General features: G+C 37.0%; 16 protein-coding genes. 7 read left to right on the plus strand and 9 right to left on the minus strand.

The window, feature by feature from the left end:
* Window positions 1-53 precede the first annotated feature (53 nt).
* Together O0931_RS02980 and O0931_RS02985 are read left to right on the plus strand one after the other, a co-directional pair.
* Window positions 54-905: a glycoside hydrolase family 25 protein gene (locus O0931_RS02980; protein ID WP_269414063.1), complete on the plus strand. Its 852-nt coding sequence runs from the start codon at window positions 54-56 to the stop codon at window positions 903-905.
* Between the two features lie 47 nt (window positions 906-952).
* Window positions 953-1,522: a YIP1 family protein gene (locus O0931_RS02985; RefSeq protein WP_269414064.1), complete on the plus strand. Its 570-nt coding sequence runs from the start codon at window positions 953-955 to the stop codon at window positions 1,520-1,522.
* Here O0931_RS02985 and O0931_RS02990 read toward each other — a convergent pair.
* Window positions 1,519-2,616, minus strand: coding sequence for a mandelate racemase/muconate lactonizing enzyme family protein (locus tag O0931_RS02990; protein WP_269414065.1), 1,098 nt, complete (start codon window positions 2,614-2,616; stop codon window positions 1,519-1,521). The two genes, O0931_RS02985 and O0931_RS02990, sit on opposite strands and share 4 nt — an antisense overlap.
* 106 nt (window positions 2,617-2,722) lie before the next feature.
* Here O0931_RS02990 and O0931_RS02995 point away from each other — a divergent pair, with 106 nt between their 5' ends.
* Both O0931_RS02995 and O0931_RS03000 read left to right on the plus strand, forming a co-directional pair.
* The gene (locus O0931_RS02995) at window positions 2,723-4,744 is read left to right on the plus strand and encodes a thioredoxin domain-containing protein (protein ID WP_269414066.1); all 2,022 of its coding nucleotides are present in this window, start codon (window positions 2,723-2,725) and stop codon (window positions 4,742-4,744) included.
* Between the two features lie 10 nt (window positions 4,745-4,754).
* Entirely contained in the window at window positions 4,755-5,261 is a 507-nt protein-coding gene (locus O0931_RS03000; RefSeq protein ID WP_269414067.1) for an FKBP-type peptidyl-prolyl cis-trans isomerase, read from the plus strand.
* A 76-nt stretch (window positions 5,262-5,337) separates the two neighbouring features.
* Here the strand turns inward: O0931_RS03000 and O0931_RS03005 are convergent, their stop codons facing one another.
* The 7 genes from O0931_RS03005 to O0931_RS03035 form a co-directional block, all read right to left on the minus strand.
* The gene (locus O0931_RS03005; protein WP_269414068.1) at window positions 5,338-5,967 is read right to left on the minus strand and encodes a Uma2 family endonuclease; all 630 of its coding nucleotides are present in this window, start codon (window positions 5,965-5,967) and stop codon (window positions 5,338-5,340) included.
* 64 nt (window positions 5,968-6,031) lie between these two features.
* The gene (locus O0931_RS03010) at window positions 6,032-7,339 is read right to left on the minus strand and encodes a hypothetical protein (RefSeq protein WP_269414069.1); all 1,308 of its coding nucleotides are present in this window, start codon (window positions 7,337-7,339) and stop codon (window positions 6,032-6,034) included.
* Window positions 7,332-7,916, minus strand: coding sequence for an RNA polymerase sigma factor (locus O0931_RS03015; protein WP_269414070.1), 585 nt, complete (start codon window positions 7,914-7,916; stop codon window positions 7,332-7,334). The genes O0931_RS03010 and O0931_RS03015 overlap by 8 nt, the downstream gene beginning before the upstream one ends.
* 103 nt (window positions 7,917-8,019) lie before the next feature.
* Window positions 8,020-8,724, minus strand: a complete 705-nt coding sequence (locus tag O0931_RS03020; RefSeq protein WP_269414071.1) for a DUF4397 domain-containing protein — start codon at window positions 8,722-8,724, stop codon at window positions 8,020-8,022.
* 115 nt (window positions 8,725-8,839) lie between these two features.
* The gene (locus O0931_RS03025; protein WP_269414072.1) at window positions 8,840-9,097 is read right to left on the minus strand and encodes a hypothetical protein; all 258 of its coding nucleotides are present in this window, start codon (window positions 9,095-9,097) and stop codon (window positions 8,840-8,842) included.
* Between the two features lie 189 nt (window positions 9,098-9,286).
* Window positions 9,287-9,496 carry a hypothetical protein gene (locus O0931_RS03030; protein ID WP_269414073.1) on the minus strand — a complete coding sequence of 70 codons (210 nt, stop codon included), beginning with the start codon at window positions 9,494-9,496 and terminating at the stop codon, window positions 9,287-9,289.
* A 77-nt stretch (window positions 9,497-9,573) separates the two neighbouring features.
* Entirely contained in the window at window positions 9,574-11,196 is a 1,623-nt protein-coding gene (locus O0931_RS03035) for an ABC-F family ATP-binding cassette domain-containing protein (RefSeq protein ID WP_269414074.1), read from the minus strand.
* Between the two features lie 353 nt (window positions 11,197-11,549).
* Here O0931_RS03035 and O0931_RS03040 point away from each other — a divergent pair, with 353 nt between their 5' ends.
* Together O0931_RS03040 and O0931_RS03045 are read left to right on the plus strand one after the other, a co-directional pair.
* Entirely contained in the window at window positions 11,550-13,286 is a 1,737-nt protein-coding gene (locus O0931_RS03040; protein ID WP_269414075.1) for an ABC transporter ATP-binding protein, read from the plus strand.
* Entirely contained in the window at window positions 13,231-15,030 is a 1,800-nt protein-coding gene (locus O0931_RS03045) for an ABC transporter ATP-binding protein (protein WP_269414076.1), read from the plus strand. Before O0931_RS03040 ends, O0931_RS03045 begins: the two co-directional genes overlap by 56 nt.
* A gap of 119 nt (window positions 15,031-15,149) precedes the next feature.
* On the opposite strand, the gene O0931_RS03050 is transcribed toward O0931_RS03045, so the two are convergent.
* Entirely contained in the window at window positions 15,150-15,986 is an 837-nt protein-coding gene (locus O0931_RS03050; RefSeq protein WP_269414077.1) for a M57 family metalloprotease, read from the minus strand.
* Window positions 15,987-16,109: 123 nt separating this feature from the next.
* On the opposite strand from O0931_RS03050, the gene O0931_RS03055 reads away from it, so the two are divergent.
* On the plus strand, window positions 16,110-18,938 hold the full coding sequence (locus O0931_RS03055; protein ID WP_269414078.1) for a S8 family peptidase: 2,829 nt from the start codon (window positions 16,110-16,112) through the stop codon (window positions 18,936-18,938).

Here is an 18,938-nt window from a genome sequence, read left to right on the forward strand (position 1 = left end):
TAGAAAGCTAAACATCCAAATTTTTTATCAAATTTGTAATCGAAACCATTCAAATGCCACCAATAAAAAGAAAACCTGCCATAAGAAAAACACCCGCTCGGAAGAAAAAAACTAAACCCTTCCCAACACAATGGAAAGTCGCTATTGCTGGATTACTTTTGATTTTGCTTTCTCCATTTTATTATGGCTATGTGGTAAAGGGATTTGTGGCAACCTGGCGATGGGTTAAAGATTGGGGACAAGATCCAAATTACCGAACTTACGAAAGCTTCAATATTAAAATCCCAAAAAACTATACGATTCACGGAATCGATGTTTCGTACTACCAGGGAAAAATAAACTGGCAAAAAGTTAAATCAATGAAGGATGATGATGTTAATATTCGATTTGCATTTATAAAGGCTACCGAGGGTGTTTTACAAGTCGATCCTTATTTTCAAAGAAACTGGCGTGAAGCGCCGAAGGCAGGTATCATTTGTGGCGCTTATCATTTTTTCAGACCAAAACGAAACGGTAAAACGCAGGCAAAATTTTTTCTGCAGGTTGTAAACCTGGAAAAAGGCGATTTACCTCCAGTTGTCGATATTGAAACACTTGATGGCGTTTCGGCTTTAAAAATGAGGGCAGAGCTTTCTGATTTCCTTAATTATGTGGAGTTGAAAACTAAAATCAGGCCAATTATTTATACCGGACTAAAGTTTTACGAAGATTACCTTGAAGAAAATTTTGACGAATACCCACTATGGGTTGCGCATTATTATCAACCTAAATTAAGGTTGGATAAAAGCCGTTGGACATTTTGGCAACATTCAGATAAAGCTAAAATCAATGGCATCGGCCATGTTGTCGATTTCAATGCATTTAATGGCGATAGTACGGATTTAGCTGAAATAATTTTAAAATAATTTTAACGCTTTGTAGTATTTAGTATCTTTATTTTAAACGCAATCCAATGTCTGCACTGAAATATGTCTGGTTTACAGCAAGCTCGCTTTTTAAATGGCCTGAACGTACTTTTGCATATATCGTTAATCGCCTGGGTGATGAACAGAAAAATCTTTTAATGGGCATTTACCTAACTGTTAATTGGTTAAATGCATTGGTTATTACTAAACCTGAAAAAATTCTTGAGTTTTTTCTGGGTTCTTGTTTCATCTTGCCAATATCTTTTTTTGTATTACTTTTCGTATATAAAATCGGCTCAACAATTTTGGTTTTTTTAGTTGATAGATTTGGTGATAAAATTGATGATTTTAACGCCGAATTGGTTGTTATTTATTCATCATTACCGGTATGGATTTGTTTTTCCATACTGGCGCTTCCATTAAAATTAATTGATCTCGATAATGAAATTTTTGTAATAATTCCACTAATCTACCAAGGTTATCTTCTGTATAAAGGAAGTTTAACATTAACAAATCTAAGTCAGAAGAATGCGGTTTTTGTTAGTTTTATCTATGTTACCTTACCGTTTTTATTGCATGGATTATTAACTGTTGTTGTGCTTAAAGTCTGGAATTAAACCACCCAGCTTTCACATTTTTCCAGAAAAAACTCATCCGCTTCGGCGCCGATTCCGGGTGTTTCCGGAATGTCTAAAAAGTAACCGTCGTAGGTCAATCCATCCACAACCGGATCAACCAAATGGCCAAGCAGGGCGGTGTCTAAATCAAAAAACACAATATTCGGACTGGCCAAAGCAAAATGAAGATTGGCACTTAATGCGATTCTACTTTCGAGCATGCTTCCAATCATACATTTCACACCCGTTTGCAAAGCTTCTTCGTGAATTTTTTGTGCTTCTAAAATTCCACCTGATTTAGAGAATTTTATATTTAAATAAGTTGTCGATTGGCTGTTAATTAATTTCCTGGCATCGTGGTGATTATAGCAACTTTCATCTGCCATTAATTTAACAGGAGCGTTTACATTTAGTTCAGGTAATTTATCATCGTACCAGGTTCTCATTGGTTGTTCACAAAATTCAATGTTGTATTTTGCCAGTTCGCCCAAGGCAAATAAGGCTTCATCAAAACTCCAGCCCTGGTTGGCATCTAAACGCAAAATTATTTCTTCACCAACCGCTTCACGAATGTATTTTACGCGTTCAATATCATCATGGACCTGCTTACCCAATTTAATTTTTAAAATTCTGCAACCTTTATTTTTATATTTTAAAGCTGTCTTTGCCATGCCTTCCGGCGAATCAATCCCGATAGTCATATCGGTTTCAATGGTGCGCCTTGTGCCGCCTAAAAATTTGTAAAGCGGTAAGCCGGCATCTTTAGCCGCAATATCAAACAACGCCATATCGAAAGCACTTTTTATGGTACTGTTATGGTCGGCATAGCCTAGCAAATCATTCATTCTTTCCGGAATTTCTAAAGGATTTTTACCTTTTAGAATTGCTGCAAAATCTTTAGCCATGGCAATACAGGTTTCCTGGGTTTCGCCAACAATCATTGGGAAGGCCGAACATTCGCCGATGCCATGAATACCTGAATCTGTATAAATCCTAATCAACACATTCTGGGCGAAGTGCATGGTTCCGGTGGCGATAACAAATGGTTCCATCGGGATACTAAAGCGAAATATTTCGGTATGAGTGATTTTCATTTTATGTTTCAGATTTAATAACTAAAGTATAAAAACAAAACTAAAACCGAATAGCATTGTAGATAATTTATAGCTTTATGGTTTCAATTTTCATATTCATATCTCCATGTCAAACGCACATTCAGAATCCAACAGTTTAATCAACGCCTCATCTCCATATCTATTGCAACACGCCTATAATCCGGTTCAATGGTACGAGTGGGGTACTGAAGCTTTGGAAAAAGCAAAAGCGGAAAATAAGTTGATTTTGGTAAGTATTGGCTATTCTGCATGTCATTGGTGTCACGTGATGGAGCGCGAAAGTTTTGAAAATCATGAGGTTGCGGAAGTTATGAACCGACATTTTATATGTATAAAAGTAGATCGGGAGGAACGACCTGATATCGATCAGATTTATATGTATGCCATCCAGTTAATGACCGGTAGTGGTGGCTGGCCTTTAAATTGCATCTGTTTACCCGATCAGCGGCCAATTTACGGCGGAACCTATTTTCGGAAAAATGACTGGATTAACATCCTTGAAAATGTAGCGGGCCTATGGGCAAATGAGTCGGACAAAGCCATTCAATACGCAGAACGATTAACTTCAGGCATCCGCGACAGCGAAAAAATAATTGCTGTTGATGTTAAGGCGGACTATACTGAACAACATCTGACAGAAGTTATTGAACCCTGGAAGCGCCATTTTGATATCGGCTTTGGCGGGTACAACCGCGCGCCAAAGTTTCCCCTTCCTAACAACTGGGTTTTCCTTTTGCGTTACGGCTTTTTAAAAGATGATGAATCTGTTTTCACTGCAGTTTGCCATACTTTAGAAGAAATGGGCCGGGGCGGGATTTATGACCAGATCAGAGGTGGTTTCGCCCGTTATTCGGTTGACGATAAATGGCATGTACCTCACTTCGAGAAAATGCTCTATGATAATGCACAATTGATTAGTTTGTATGCAGAAGCTTATCAATGCACAAAGTTCGACTCTTTTAAGCAAACAATAGTTGAAACGATCAATTGGGTTTTTGATGAAATGACTGCTCCTGAAGGATTGTTTTATTCAGCTCTTGATGCAGATAGCGAAGGTGTTGAAGGTAAGTTTTATGTATGGGATAAAGCGGAATTTGATGACGTCCTGGGCGATGATGCTAATTTAATGGGGGAGTATTACAACATTACTGGAGATGGAAACTGGGAGGAGGAGCAAACCAATATTCTGCGGAAAACGATTTCGGATGATGATTTGATTGCGAAATATGATATCAATATTGAAATACTTTATGATAAGGTAAAATCGGCCAAAGCGAAATTGCTTGAGGTCAGAAATAAAAGAATCGGACCAGGTTTGGATGATAAATGTTTAACCGCCTGGAATGCGATGATGATTAAGGGTTTAGCCGATGCGGCAACAGTGTTAAATCATAACTTATATTATGAAAGTGCTTCGAAAGCGGCGCACTTTATCCTTAATAATTTAAGAGCTGAGAACGGTGGATTGCATCGCAATTATAAAAATGGAAAGTCTTCTATAACTGGTTTTTTAGATGATTATGCTTTTTTAATTGATGCTTTAATAGCATTATATGAATACGATTTCGACGAAAAGTGGTTAGATGAAGCAAAGACCTTTACTGATTATGTGTTGGCGAATTTTACAGATACTGATTCGCCGATGTTTTTTTATACATCTGCAGAAAGTGAAAGCTTAATTGCCCGCAAACACGAGGTTATGGACAATGTAATTCCTGCTGCCAACTCGGTAATGGCACAAAATCTTAAAAGATTAGGCTTGCTTTTCGATATGGAAAATTACCTGGAAAAAGCGGCAGAAATGCTTGCTGCAGTCCATCCAAAAATAAAAACTTACGGTTCGGCTTATTCGAATTGGGCCATTCAACTGCTGAATGAGGTTTACGGAATCAACGAAATTGCGCTTACAGGTTTAGAAACCGATGTTGTTAGGTTGGAATTAAGCATTCATTACATTCCAAATAAAATTACATTAGGCGGAACAAAAAGTAACTTACCCTTGTTAAAAGGTAAGCAAAGCAATGAAACAAAAGTTTATATTTGCCGAAATAAAGTATGCCAGTTGCCGGTTAAAACTGTTGAGGAAGCATTAGCGTATTTACAATAAATTAATTTAAATGAATATTTCACCAAACTCAGTAGTGGCATTAACTTATGAATTGCATACTACTAACGAAGAAGGACAACAAGTTTTTGTTGAAAAAGCTGATGAGCAAAATCCTTTAGTATTTTTATATGGCGTTGGCATGATGTTGCCAAAGTTCGAAGAACATTTAACTGGTCTTAAAACTGGTGATGAATATAGCTTTGAATTATCTGCTGCTGATGGTTATGGAGAGTTAGATCCCGGCGCTTTTGCAGATTTGCCAAAATCTATGTTTACTGAAGCAGGAGGAGAAGTTCCAAATGTAGGCGACGTTATACCTCTACAGGATAACCAGGGTAATCAATTCAGGGCTGGTGTAACTGCCGTACATGATGAAACTGTTGCGGTAGATTTAAACCACCCAATGGCTGGTAAAAACCTGATGTTTGCCGGAACTATTTTAAATGTTCGCGAAGCAACGCAAGACGAGTTGGCGCATGGTCATGCTCATGGTGCTGATGGTCATTCAGGTCACTAGTTCAGTTGGCAATCGTCAGTTTGCAGTTGGTGTAAACTAAAAATATAAGCTTCGGGAATTTTCCGGAGCTTTTTTGTTAATCTTTAAAAACGTCTTCCAGATCTAGTGAAAACCCGGGCATAATAGGGGTAGTTACTTCTGCTCCGGCAGTTAGCAGCTTAGTGGGTTGAAATTTACCTTTTTCATCCAGAATATATCTGAAAAAGGTTTTTTCTGTAGAACTAACAATCCAGTATTCCTTTACGCCAGCTTCTTCGTAAACTTCATATTTGTTTATAAGTTCTTTTTTATTATTGCCTGGCGACAAAATTTCAACTACAATATCCGGTGCAACAATACATCCGCGTTTATCCAATTTCTCCGGATCAAAAATTACCACAATATCAGGCTGAACAACCGTAAAAACTTCTCTATCACTATATGTTTTCTTAGCCAGCCGTACATCGAAAGGCGCGGTATAAACACGGCATTGTTTTCCTTTAAGAATATTATAAATTGGGCCGAAAATATTGGTCAATATTTCTTGATGAATTCTGGAAGGCGCAAGACTCATTTTAAATAAATGCCCTTTGATGATTTCCAATCGTTCGTTAAATGCAAAACGCATATAATCTGCATAACTGTAACTGGCAGAAAAGTCTATCTCATTGAGTGTTTCAATTAAGGGAAGTTCTTCTTCAGTTGGATATGGCTTTACGCTTTTCATTTACTAAGTTTATACGTAAATATAATAAAACCTTTAAGAATATCAGAAGCCTTTTAATCCATAATTAAAAATCAAACTTCAACCGCACACCACCATTTGTAAGGTTGAGGTTATCGTTAGAGAATGTCTTCATCGGAAGCCTTAAAAACGGTTCAACAGCGAAATTATTTTTCTTAGAAATTTTTTGTTTATAACCTAGGGAGAAATTATAAAAGCCTATATATTTATCAGATGTGGCTGAAGATTCATTTTGAGGTTCAGAAACTCTTTCTGTAACCAAAAGCATTTTTTGCTCCGAAACACCCATTGTATTTGCAACGGTGGTATTTTGTGCGCTGCTAACCAAATAATTGTTGTTTTGCTTGTTATTTAATACCGCAAGTGCAGAAACGCCGATTCCTGTGTAAAACTTGCTGTTAATATTATATCTTAGCTCAAGTGGGATGTTAATACCTCTAACATTGGCATTAACAGATTCGAGACTTTTAGATGCGCTTGAGTAAGCTACGCTTTTCGCACTGAAATTGGCGTTTGGAGTTGCATCGCTAATATTACTGTTGCCTGCTGATGGATTACCAGTAGTGCTTAATGCAGCATAAGCAATGCCTGAACTGATAGATAATTTATCAGCCAGGTTATATGATAAGGAGAAGCCATAGTTCATATTCACTTTGTTATCGTTCCCCATCGAAGGTGCAACGAAAATACCTGGTTCCCATTTTGCAGATGATTTAGATTTTTCATTCTTGACTAAACTGTTTTGATGGCTGTCTTGTTCTAAAAGCTGCTCAAAAGTAATTTTAGCAGGATATGTTTTTTTCTTTTCAGGAGAAATTTCAACCTTATTGATAATCATATTTGAAGAAATTCTATCCGAATAAACTTTTCCCAATAAAATGGATTGGTTTTCTAAAACATTTGTGTCATGTAAGCCGGCCGCAATAGCCGGGGTTATATCAGTTAAATTATTGGCTAAACCATTTTTTTGCTCAAAAGTTAAAATCTGGCCCTGAGGAATGCTATTCGATTCAATTTCAGGAGAATTTCCAGTATCCGGATTAATTTCTCCTGGTAATTGACCAGCTAAAATGGTGGCTTGCGGCGATTGTTCTTTAATTACAGATTTTTGTTGTTTAATTTTTTGCTTTGACGTTTTAACGATACTTTCATCCTTCGATAACCTGTTATATTGCAAGAAAAATACGCTGCCGGCAATTAAAATTATAGCCGCCGCCGACCATAGCGGCCAATAAATAAAACCGCTACGTTTTTTTTCTTCCTGTACAGAAAAACGCTCCCAGGCACCGGGTGCATACGCCTCTTCATGTGCCTGAAGATTATCTTTTATATGGTCAATTAATTCTTTATCCATTTTTCTCATACGAATTAACCAGTGTTTTTGAATACAATATTCGCAGCTTATTTTTTGCCCGGGTTAAATATACCCTGCTCGTACTTTCGGGAATATTCATCATTTTCGAAATCTCATCATGAGCAAATCCTTCAATTTCATAAAGGTTAAAAACCAGTCTTTGGGTATCTGGCAAATTATTCAGCAATTTTAATATATCCTGCACATGTAAATCGGAAGCAATTGAAACCTGACTAACCGGGTGCTCATTTTCAGCTAAATCATCTATATAAGATTGGTTTTTCAATGTCCGGATTTTATCAATTGCTGTTCGGGAGGTGATTTTTGCAATCCACCCTTTAAACGTCTTTTGTAAATCCGCAGGGTTATTTGGTGGCTGAAAACTTTCTATGTTTTTAAAAATTTTTATAAAACAGTCATTTACAAGTTCTTCACTATCGTAACTATTATTCACATAACGTAAAATAATGCCCATTAAATAGCCATAAAATGATTTATACATCATTTCTTTACAGCTGTTATCGTTCTTCTTGCAGCCCTTTATAATTTCCTCAATACTAAGTATTCTTTTTATCAACCCTTCCGAACTTAATTGAGATTAGTTTTTATAGCAATCAAATTTAATGAAAATGATACCATCTGATTCACAGATGGCATCAAATTCGTTTCATATGTAGGTGTTATTTGTTCGTAAGTATTGCTAATCCGAATTTTGTACTATCCGTTTTGCTTTTTAGTCCTTTAGTCCATAAAGTATAAATTTTACCAGATTCGATTTTTGTTGCAGGTAATGTAGCGGTAACGTTATTACTTTCCTTAATTTGAAAATTATAACTGACCGAAGGGTCAATAGATATAAATGTCGAAGCTTCCTTATATGCTTTTGCGGTAATTAAAGGGGTACTTGTTCCTTCAATAGCTAAATCCAAAGCTGGTGCGTCAGGGCTTAAATTGATAAAACGAATTTTAGCTTTGCCGGTTTCAGGTGCCTTTAAATCATCTTGTACAAGCAATATGTTTGGTGATGGAAGCACATCGATAACAAAAGCTGAATAAAATAAACCGGATTGCAAGGTTACATTGGTTTTTACAAGGTATTTTAAAGAGTCTTTTTTAGTTATTCCAAATAATCTGGAACCCGGATAAGCACCAAAGTAACCTAAATCTTTAGTATATGTAAAGTCTTTATTGTTTACTTTTTGATTATCAACAATAAAATCTATAGCACCTGTTCCTGGCGATGCGTGCACAAAGCCAATTCCTGCTACGGTAACTGAGCCAGAATCTCCCCAGTCTTTTTTACAGGCCGATATAAATAATGTTAAAGCAATTAGAGCGTATATAATTTTAGGTGTCGTGTTAAAGTTTTTCAGTGTAGTTTTCATTTTAATGCTTTAAGTCAATTTTTAAACAAAATTGGTTAATGGCCATTAACAATTTTCTGATAAAACGATGGTAGAATTAGAAACGCTACATTATGTCGGTTTTTTTTGGGAATATTTAATCTACTGTTAATTTACCCTGGAAAATCAATCGGCTTGCAACTGGTTTTCCGTTTAAGTATGCAGGCACAAAATCGAGATCTTCAAGCCTAAGCTTTTTTAAAGGGATTTCTTCAGTTCTTTTAAGGGTACCCTGACCTGTTTCGGTTTCATACTTTATAAGCTGGCCATTTTCATTAATGTGAAAAATCAGATTAACCTGATGAACACCTGCATATGCCCTAAATTCTTTTGACGGTGAAAATTCTTTAATCAAAAAGCGTAGACTGGTATAATAACCACCAATTTTTGCAGGATAAATAATTTTATCCCCCTTTTTTAAAGAATCTATTTCGTAAACTATATTTTTAGCTGTATGGTTGTATTCCAGTTTTTTCGTGGTATAATTATAAATCTGTTCTAAAGAATCAGGACCTTTAAAGAAACGCCATCTACCATAGCGTTCTCAATCTTTATATAAACCTATCGCAAATAAAGCTCTTCCAACTTTTATTTCCGATTCACCATTCTTAATGTAGCGTTTTGATTTTAATTCCGTAGAATGTTCAATCATTCCTCCTCGGATAATTTTGTAATGTGTATGGGTAGAATCGCTTTTCTGGGCTGATGCTGAAAAGCAAATTATAGATAAGAGGAGTGATGCAAGCGTTTTCATAATTCAGTTTAGTGTATAAAGAAAAAGAGTTTTGATATTATATCAAAACTCTTTCAAAATTATATTTTAACCAATGATTAAGCGTACATTTCTTCACGAAGTTTAGCCACATCCGCGTTGTTAATATATTCGTCGTAAGTCATTAATTTATCAATGGTACCTTTTGGCGTAATTTCAATAATTCTGTTTGCAACGGTTTCCGTTAACTGGTGATCCCGTGAAGTAAATAAAATAGCACCTTTGAAATCCTTCATGCCGTTATTTAAGGCTTCGATCGATTCAAGATCAAGGTGATTGGTTGGTTCATCAAACATTAATAAATTTGCTTGTTGTAACATCATTCTTGAGAACATGCAACGCATTTTCTCACCACCTGAAAGCACCTTTACGTTTTTCAAAACTTCTTCGCCCGAGAATAGCATACGGCCTAAAAAGCTGCGTACAAATTGCTCATCGGCATCCGTTCCGGAGTATTCACGTAACCAATCGACCAGGTTTTCATCTTTGCCTGCAAAATATTCAGAGTTATCGTTGGGTATATCTGCCGTGCTGATGGTAACACCCCATTTAAATTCGCCTTTATCAGCAGGGGTTCTGCCGGTTAAAACATCATAAAATGCGGCGGTAGCCAAGCTGTTTTGAGATAAAATTGCAATTTTATCCCCTTTGTTTACCATAAAAGTAACTTTGTCGAATAATACGCCATCGTTTCCCGATTTGCCCAAATTCTCAACCTGCAAAATCTGGTCGCCGGCCTCACGGCCGGTATTGTTGAAAATAATTGCCGGATATTTACGGCTTGATGCCTTAATCTCAGTGATGTCGATTTTATCTAAAGCTTTTTTACGTGAAGTTGCCTGCTTTGATTTTGATGCATTTGCACTAAACCTGCGGATAAATTCCTGCAACTCCTTCACCTTATCTTCCATCTTCTTATTCTGGTCGCTGCGTTGTTTTAATGCCAGCTGACTGGACTCGTACCAGAACGTATAGTTACCGGTATAGATACTCATTTTTGCAAAATCGATGTCTACAATATGCGTACAAACCGCATCTAAAAAGTGCCTGTCGTGACTTACAACCAATACAATATTCTGATAATCAGCTAAAAAATTTTCTAACCAGGCAATGGTTTCAATGTCCAAATCGTTGGTAGGCTCATCGAGTAATAATATATCAGGATTACCAAACAGCGCTTGCGCCAATAACACACGTACTTTTTGTGTATTATCAAGTTCCTTTAATAATTTATAGTGGTTATCTTCTGTAATACCTAGGTTGCTTAACATGGTTGCAGCATTACTTTCCATGTTCCAGCCATCCATTTCAGCAAAAAGATTTTCCAATTCTCCGGCCCGTTCGCCATCTTTTTCGGTAAAATCTTCTTTCATGTAAATGGCATCTTTCTCTTTCATGATTGCATAAAGTTCTTTATGGCCAATCATTACGGTTTCTAATACCGAAAACTCATCGAATTCATAATGGTTTTGCTTTAAAACCGCCATTCGCTCGCCTGGCGTAAAAGCCACGCTACCTGAAGTCTGACTAACTTCTCCTGATAAAATTTTCAGGAAAGTAGATTTACCTGCGCCATTTGCCCCAATTACACCATAGCAATTGCCTTGAGTAAATTTTAAGTTAACATCTTCAAATAATGTGCGTTTACCGTATCGTAACGATAAATTAGAAACTGAAATCATACTGTAAATAGAATAAGCCGCAAAGATACTTAAAAAGGTTGAGGGTAAAAAGGCAGATGCTAAAACGTTAAGATTAATAATTGGAAATTTAATCTCAGCATCGTGTTCTGAAATGCAACAACAGCGAAATCTTTAAACAAGAATTTTGCAGTTAAGGATTCTATTGTTTCCTTCGAAGTGATGCTGTTTTGACTAATGCTTGATCTTGAGCGATAAAAGCTATTGATGCGCTCCAGTTATCAGAATAAGTCTTTGGCTAAACAAGCCCCTGATACCTTAATATTAAAATAAACATACAATCTATTCAAATAAATCGGTTAAATTTGACGTTCACGATAGCGTATATAATTCACATGGCTAAAACTATAGAAGCTAAAAAACCGAGTGTTTTTAGTTTGCTTGCATCTTATAAAGGCTTAATTTTCCTGTTGATTTTGTTCGCATTATTAAGCAACGGAATCAACCTGGTATTACCCAAAATCATTGCACATGGGATTGATTCTTATACCAATAAAACATTTAACTTAAATTCTATTTTACTTCAGTTTGCATTGGCAATTTTATTGGTTTTTATCTTTACTTACTTACAAAGTATTGTGCAAACTTATGCTTCTGAACGTGTGGCAAGGGATTTACGGACAAAATTATCAGACCAGATTTCCCGTCAGAGCCATGCATATATCATTCAGGCAAATCCATCTAAACTCCTTACCAACCTTACTTCAGATGCCGATTCAATAAAAATGTTCGTATCGCAGGCCATTGTTTCCCTTGCATCTTCTATTTTTCTAATTGTAGGCGCCAGCATTTTGCTTTTAATGATTAACTGGAAACTGGCACTTTGCGTTATTGCGATTGTGCCGATAATTGGCGGTGCATTTTTCTTCGTTTTGAAAAAGGTTAGGGCGCTGTTTATTAAAAGTCGTGAAGTTATCGATTGGCTTAACAAGGTAATTAGTGAAAGTATTCTGGGTTCTGCATTAATCCGCGTAATCAATTCGCAGCAACTCGAATATAATAAGTTTATCGATGCAAATGCTAAAGCAAGAGATATAGGTCTTTCTATCCTTCGCTTGTTTGCGGGGTTAATTCCGATTATTGTGTTCGTGTCCAACTTATCAGGATTAACCATTTTAGTGCTCGGCGGTCATTTTGTGATTAACAATACCATGACTTTGGGCGAATTTGCCGCTTTTAGCAGTTATCTGTCCTTAATTATTTTCCCGATTCTGGTTATCGGTTTTATGAGCAACGTAATTGCGCAGGCAACCGCATCATTCCAAAGAATTGAAAGTGTATTAAATGCGGCTGAAATTAAACATCCGGGTACCTTAACCGGAGCAATAATCGGTGAAGTAGAGGCAAGAGACATTTCGCTCACCATCGGGCAGAAACCAATTTTGAAGAACATATCATTTTCGGCCCAGGCCGGTTCCAAAACAGCCATTATTGGCCCTACGGCTGCCGGTAAAACCCAATTGCTTTATATTTTAACGGGGCTAACCGAATCAAATAGCGGAGAAATTCTTTTCGACAATAAGGCACTTAAAAATTATAATCAGGAGAATTTTCACAAACAGGTTGGTTTTGTTTTTCAGGATAGCATTATGTTTAACATGAGCATTCGTGAAAATATTGCTTTCAGTGATACTGTTACAGATGAATCTTTGGAAAAAGCCATTCAAACAGCCGAGTTGAAAGATTTTATCGATAATCTACCAGAAAAACTCAACACCATTGTTTCGGAACGCGGAAACAGCCTGTCTGGCGGTCAGAAACAACGAATCATGCTGGCAAGGGCGTTGGCGGTAAATCCGAAAATATTGTTACTTGATGATTTCACCGCCCGCGTTGATACCAATACCGAAAAGCGGATCCTGGACAACATTCAGCAAAATTATCCGGGCTTAACTTTATTATCGGTAACTCAAAAAATTGCATCTGTTGAAAATTACGAAAAGGTTATTTTACTGATGCAGGGCGAAATTATTGCAGCCGGAACACATCAGGAGTTGTTAAAAAGCAGTCCGGAGTATGTTCAAATTTACAATTCACAGCAGAGCACAAGCAATTATGAACTACAATCTTAACCAGCTCACATCCAAGGAGGAAAAGCAATCTACCTACCAGGCGCTTAAAAGATTGTTAAAGCTTATTTCCGGTGAACATAAAAATCTTTGGCTGGCATTGATTGCAATTCTGGTGAACTCGGGTTTGCTTTTGCTCGGACCGCTTTTGGTTGGTCACACCATCGATACCTACATCAGAACGAGGCAATTTCATGGGGTTCTGGTTTTTGGCGGAATTCTATTGGTGATGTATCTGATTGCCATGATTACCGGCTATACGCAAACAAAATTGATGGGTGGTGTAGGGCAGCGGATGCTTTTTATTTTAAGAAATGCAATTTTTAATAAACTGCAGGAATTTCCGGTTTCTTTTTTTAATCAGAATAAGGCAGGCGATTTAATTTCAAGGGTAAATAACGATACGGATAAGTTAAACCAGTTTTTCTCACAATCGCTGATGCAATTTGTGAGCAGTATTGTTACCATGATAGGGGCAGGTATTTTTCTTTTATCAATTAACCTGGAGCTTGGTGCTGCGGCACTGTCGCCGGCAGTTATAATTGTACTTTTTACAATTGCATTATCTCCGTGGGTAAAACGCAGGAACGCTAAAAATTTAAAAAGTGTTGGTGGAATGAGTGCTGAAATCCAGGAAAGTTTAAATAATTTCAAAGTTATTATCGCTTTCAACCGTCGCGATTATTTCAGGAAACGTTTTGACGAAGCAAATAAGGAAAATTATAAAACGGCAATCGGAGCAGGCTTAGCTAATAATATTTTTGTTCCCGTTTATGGTTTGCTTTCGAGTTTGGCTCAATTAATTGTGTTGCTTTTTGGAATTTACCTGATTTCTACCGGTAACTTTTCTTTAGGTTTATTAGTGAGTTACATTTCTTATTGTACGAATTTTTATAATCCTTTAAGACAACTCGCGGCACTATGGACCAGTTTTCAGGTTGCAATGGCAAGTTGGGACAGGATTTCTCAGATTCTTTTATTGGAAACAAATTTAACCCAGGTAGCGGATGATAAATTAACCACCTCTGACGCACTGCTCGAATTTAAAAATGTGCATTTCTCTTACGATGATTCCAGGGAAATTTTACATAACATTAATCTAAGATTTGAAAAAGGAAAAACTTACGCATTAATTGGCCCAACTGGTGGCGGAAAAACCACAACAGCATCGCTGATTTCCCGGTTATATGATGCAACAAAAGGTACTGTTTTACTGGATGGAAAGGATATCCGCTCTTTCAGTGCCGAAGAACGCACGCAGAAAATCGGATTTATTTTGCAGGAGCCATTTTTATTTACCGGAACGGTTAAAGAAAATATTCTTTATGGTAACAGCCGGTATAAAGAGGTAAGTGATGATGCACTTAAGAAAATTATTCAGGATGCCAACCTCGATGCGCTTTTAGCCATTTTTGATGAAGGATTAAATACGAAGGTTACATCAGGTTCTGATGATATCAGTTTGGGCCAAAAGCAATTAATCGCTTTTATGCGAGCCGTTCTCCGTAATCCTGAATTGCTGATTTTAGATGAAGCAACAGCAAATATCGATACCATTACCGAACAATTGCTGAGCAGTATCTTAAATAAATTATCGAAAGAAACGACACTGGTTATTATCGCACACCGGTTAAACACCATCGAAAATGCCGACGAAATTTATTTTGTAAATGAAGGCGAAGTACAAAAGGCAGGCACATTAAACGATGCACTGAATATGTTACTGAAAGGTAAGCGGGTGAGTTAAAATTTGGTATACAAGCTTTGCTTTAACGTATTTGTTATTCTCCGCCTATAAAGACCAAAAAAAAGGCCCTGAATAATCAGGGCCTTTTATACAAGAATAATCCGTTAAGGTTTTATTTTTTATTTGTACAGATAATTAACTGCAATTATATCGTTCGAATTAAAGGTGCGGTTACCACCATTAGAACAAGCCAGCATGAAAGATTCTGCATCAGCAGTAGATGGTGTACCCGGAATACGAACAGCACCAACATTAGAAGCACCTTCGTTTGAAGCTGCACCACCACAAGAATAAGCCCTGTTCATATAATCTGTATGGCGGAAACCGATACAGTGACCTACTTCATGTTGTAAAACAGAAGCTAAATAAAGCAAGTTAGGGTTAGTACCATAAGCTGCTGCGTTGGTATTCATTTTAATCTGGCTGTAAGGGTTTCCGCTGGATGTTGGAAAACCTGCCGAGCCTAAAGTAATATAGCCACCACTAGGACCTTCATTAAAGCCAATCACATCGATACTTCCTTTAGCAGTACCGCTGGCTCTCTGGAAAGTAATACGTAAACCAAGAGAATTATACCTCGAAATCATGGTGTTTACCGCATCGCTATACACCTGTGGTAAATTGGTAACTGAAACAGTAATTATCCTTGGTAAAGATTTTACAGTATTTGTGGTTCGGTACTGTTCTGTTTCGGCAATATTTAAGTTTGTACTGTTCGAAGTTTCAGTAAGGTTTGCGTCAGTTAAAAGAATATCGTTTTCAACAAGATAGCCACCTTCAACTTTACGTGCCTGGTCTACACTGAAACCTAAAGATTTAATTTTTGCCAATGTACTTGCTGAAATTTCAGTTTTTGTTTCAGGAGTGATGGATTCTGTATTATTATTCTTACATGACGTAGTAAAAACGATTGAAAAACATAAAGCAGATAGGGTTAAGAAATTAAAATTTTTCATACTAGTTAAAATTAGTTAGTTTTAGTCAGAATTAAGTTAGTTAATAATGTTAACAGATTACCTTGTTAACCCTAATTTAACGACTTCTACGGTGTAAACAAAATTTTACAATAAAAATATTATTTGAAAGTCAAGGTCATACATATTGTCATATTAATTTGTCTGTCTGTACAAGCTTTAAAAGCACAGGTACAACCTGCAAGAATTGAAAAAAAGTTTCAGAAATATATCGATCGATCTGAAATTACAGGTAATAATCAAGCTGAAAATTTAGTTTTGGTTAATTTTAAGCGCATTTTAACGCCTGCAGAAATTGAGCAGTTAAAGCCAAGAAAAAGCATTTCGGCAACCTGCTTTATTGTTGAAAAACCATTTGTTTTAAGCCTTTTAAATGAGACAAATTTCGAGGCAAAAGCAAACGGACTTTGGAAGGCAAGCGATCAGTTAATTAAATTGCTGGAAAAAGAATTTAAAAAAGAAGATTTGATACTCGTAAGGCTTGCACTTAAGACCCAAGGCAATCAACCACCTGATTTTTTAAATCCTTATAAAATAGCGCAGTTTGATGCAGAAAACCGACTGGCCAAAATTTACATCAATCCAAACGATTTAATACAATTATTGTTACGGGAAGAAATTTTATATGCAGATGTAGAGCAGCTGGCAAAACCCGATGTTGTAATTAATGGAATAGATTTAGGATTAAACCAGGTATCTAATACGCGTGTAGCTTATCCGGCAATAAATGGAAACGGGATTAACGTTTCATTTAAAGAGGGGATGTATGATACAAAAGACCTGGATCTGTTGGGTAAAACAATTCCGGGGAGCTTGATCGGAAGTCCGGTTACCACGCATGCCACCATTATGGCGACACTGGCTTTAGGAAACGGAAATTCTTTTATAAGGGGTACAGGAGTTGCTCCATCGGCAAAATTAGCTTTTTCCAGTTTTGCTAATTTAATGCCTGATGCCGTTACAGATCTTAAATCCTTAAATATCCGGGTGCAAAATCATTCTTATGGAACAGACCTGGATAATGTTTATGGTATTGAGGCTGCCGCTTATGATAAGCAGATTTATGAAACAGATACATTAATTCACGTATTTTCGGCGGGTAATAAAGGTACATCAACCCCTGGCTCAGGTTTATACAAAGACTTGGCAGCCAAAGCCAATTTAACTGGTAATTTTAAGCAGGCTAAAAATCTGCTGGTTATCGGGGGAATTAACCGGGAAAACCTTTCTGAAACATTAAGCAGCAGAGGTCCGGCATACGATGGGCGGGTAAAGCCGGAACTGGTTGCGTTGGGCGAGGATGGAACTTCAGGATCTGCTGCAGTTACGAGTGGTGTTGTCGCTTTGTTAGAACAATACCATCTGAATAAAACTGGTAAGATTCCTTCTTCAGCTTTAGTAAAGGCCGTTTTAATTAATAGTGCCGAAGATTTGGGTACCCCACAGGTAGATTATACGTATGGCTATGGAAAACTTAATGCCTTTCAGGCTTTGAAAACTTTAGAGGAAAACAGATTTTTAGGCAAGGAAATACAAGCCAACCAGAATCTGGTTATTCCGTTAACTATTCCTGCCAATGTTTCGGAAGTTAAGGTAACGGTAACCTGGAACGACCCGCCGGCAATCGTAAACGATGCGAAAAGTTTGGTTAACCGATTGGAAATGAATTTAGAAAATCCGGCCGGCGGATTAACACTACCGTGGGTACTAAGCAGTTTCCCCAATTTAGATTCTTTAAACAAACCAGCGACTCAAAAAATAGATTTGCTGAATAATGTCCAGCAGATAACCATAAATGAACCCTTAAGTGGTGATTATAAAATTAACATTAAAGGTGCTGAAATAAAACAAGGCAATAGTCAACGTTTCTATTTAGCCTACAGTTACAAATTAAAAAATACATTCAGCTTTATCAGTCCGGAAAAAGATGAATTTCTCTTTGCAGGCGAAGATAATTACATCCGTTGGGACAATACTTTTCCTGTACAAACGGGTGCGCTATCTGTAAGTTATGATGAGGGCAAAACCTGGAACCTGCTTAATGCCAATGCAGATTTGAGCAATGGTTTCTACCGTTGGAATGCACCGAATCTTTTCTCAAAAGCAATGATAAAAATGGAGGTAAGCGGAAATATTGTGTACAGTAAATCTTTTGTGCTGTCTGCCCCCCGTAATCTAACAGTTGGTTACGCCTGTACGGATGCCGTGGCATTGAGTTGGAATCCACAGCCAAATGCAAAAGATTATACGATTTTTACATTAGTTAACGACAAATTATCACCCTTAATAAATACTACCGATACGATTATAAAGTTTGACAGGCGTACGTTAACCAGCAATTATTTTGCTGTAGCAGCAAATGGCCAGGATTTCTCCGGCTTAAAAAGTTACACCATCGATTATACCCAGCAAGGAGTTTCTTGTTATACCCGAAGTTTATCTGCATTCGTAACTTCTGATCAGAAAATTCAACTCGATTTAAGTATAGGCACTACGCTTGACCTGAAAAATATTATTTGGGAAAAACAAACCGGTGTGAATACCTTCACCACATTGAAACAGACTACAGTAAACGGGAACCAGCTTAGCTATTCTATCTTCGATGATAATCCTAAAAACGGTCTTCAGTTTTACAGAGTTACCTTTGAAACCAATAACGGGAAAGTTGTCAGTGATTTGGCATCTGTTGTTTACTTGAAACCCGATGATTTTTCATTCTATCCAAATCCGGTTAATGATTACCTGACCATATTGAGTGGTTCTTTCGAAACCTACAGTTTTGCCGTTTTTAATATCCTGGGGCAGAAAATATTCGAAGATAGTGCAACCAGTTCAAATAAATTTGATTTAAGCAAACTCTCCGCAGGTGTATATGTTGGGGTTATTATTAAGAACGGGCAACAATTAAGCAAATTTAAAATTATTAAGAATTAA

Source organism: Pedobacter rhodius, from assembly GCF_027213645.1.
Classification (GTDB): Bacteria; Bacteroidota; Bacteroidia; order Sphingobacteriales; family Sphingobacteriaceae; genus Pedobacter; species Pedobacter rhodius.

What these genes read in the sequence shown, in the direction of transcription:
- O0931_RS02980 (WP_269414063.1), top strand. Translation starts at nt 54, where the DNA reads ATGCCACCAATAAAAAGAAAACCTGCCATAAGAAAAACACCCGCTCGG.
- O0931_RS02985 (WP_269414064.1), top strand. Translation starts at nt 953, where the DNA reads ATGTCTGCACTGAAATATGTCTGGTTTACAGCAAGCTCGCTTTTTAAA.
- O0931_RS02990 (WP_269414065.1), bottom strand. Translation starts at nt 2,616, where the DNA reads ATGAAAATCACTCATACCGAAATATTTCGCTTTAGTATCCCGATGGAA.
- O0931_RS02995 (WP_269414066.1), top strand. Translation starts at nt 2,723, where the DNA reads ATGTCAAACGCACATTCAGAATCCAACAGTTTAATCAACGCCTCATCT.
- O0931_RS03000 (WP_269414067.1), top strand. Translation starts at nt 4,755, where the DNA reads ATGAATATTTCACCAAACTCAGTAGTGGCATTAACTTATGAATTGCAT.
- O0931_RS03005 (WP_269414068.1), bottom strand. Translation starts at nt 5,967, where the DNA reads ATGAAAAGCGTAAAGCCATATCCAACTGAAGAAGAACTTCCCTTAATT.
- O0931_RS03010 (WP_269414069.1), bottom strand. Translation starts at nt 7,339, where the DNA reads ATGGATAAAGAATTAATTGACCATATAAAAGATAATCTTCAGGCACAT.
- O0931_RS03020 (WP_269414071.1), bottom strand. Translation starts at nt 8,724, where the DNA reads ATGAAAACTACACTGAAAAACTTTAACACGACACCTAAAATTATATAC.
- O0931_RS03030 (WP_269414073.1), bottom strand. Translation starts at nt 9,496, where the DNA reads ATGAAAACGCTTGCATCACTCCTCTTATCTATAATTTGCTTTTCAGCA.
- O0931_RS03035 (WP_269414074.1), bottom strand. Translation starts at nt 11,196, where the DNA reads ATGATTTCAGTTTCTAATTTATCGTTACGATACGGTAAACGCACATTA.
- O0931_RS03040 (WP_269414075.1), top strand. Translation starts at nt 11,550, where the DNA reads ATGGCTAAAACTATAGAAGCTAAAAAACCGAGTGTTTTTAGTTTGCTT.
- O0931_RS03045 (WP_269414076.1), top strand. Translation starts at nt 13,231, where the DNA reads ATGTTCAAATTTACAATTCACAGCAGAGCACAAGCAATTATGAACTAC.
- O0931_RS03050 (WP_269414077.1), bottom strand. Translation starts at nt 15,986, where the DNA reads ATGAAAAATTTTAATTTCTTAACCCTATCTGCTTTATGTTTTTCAATC.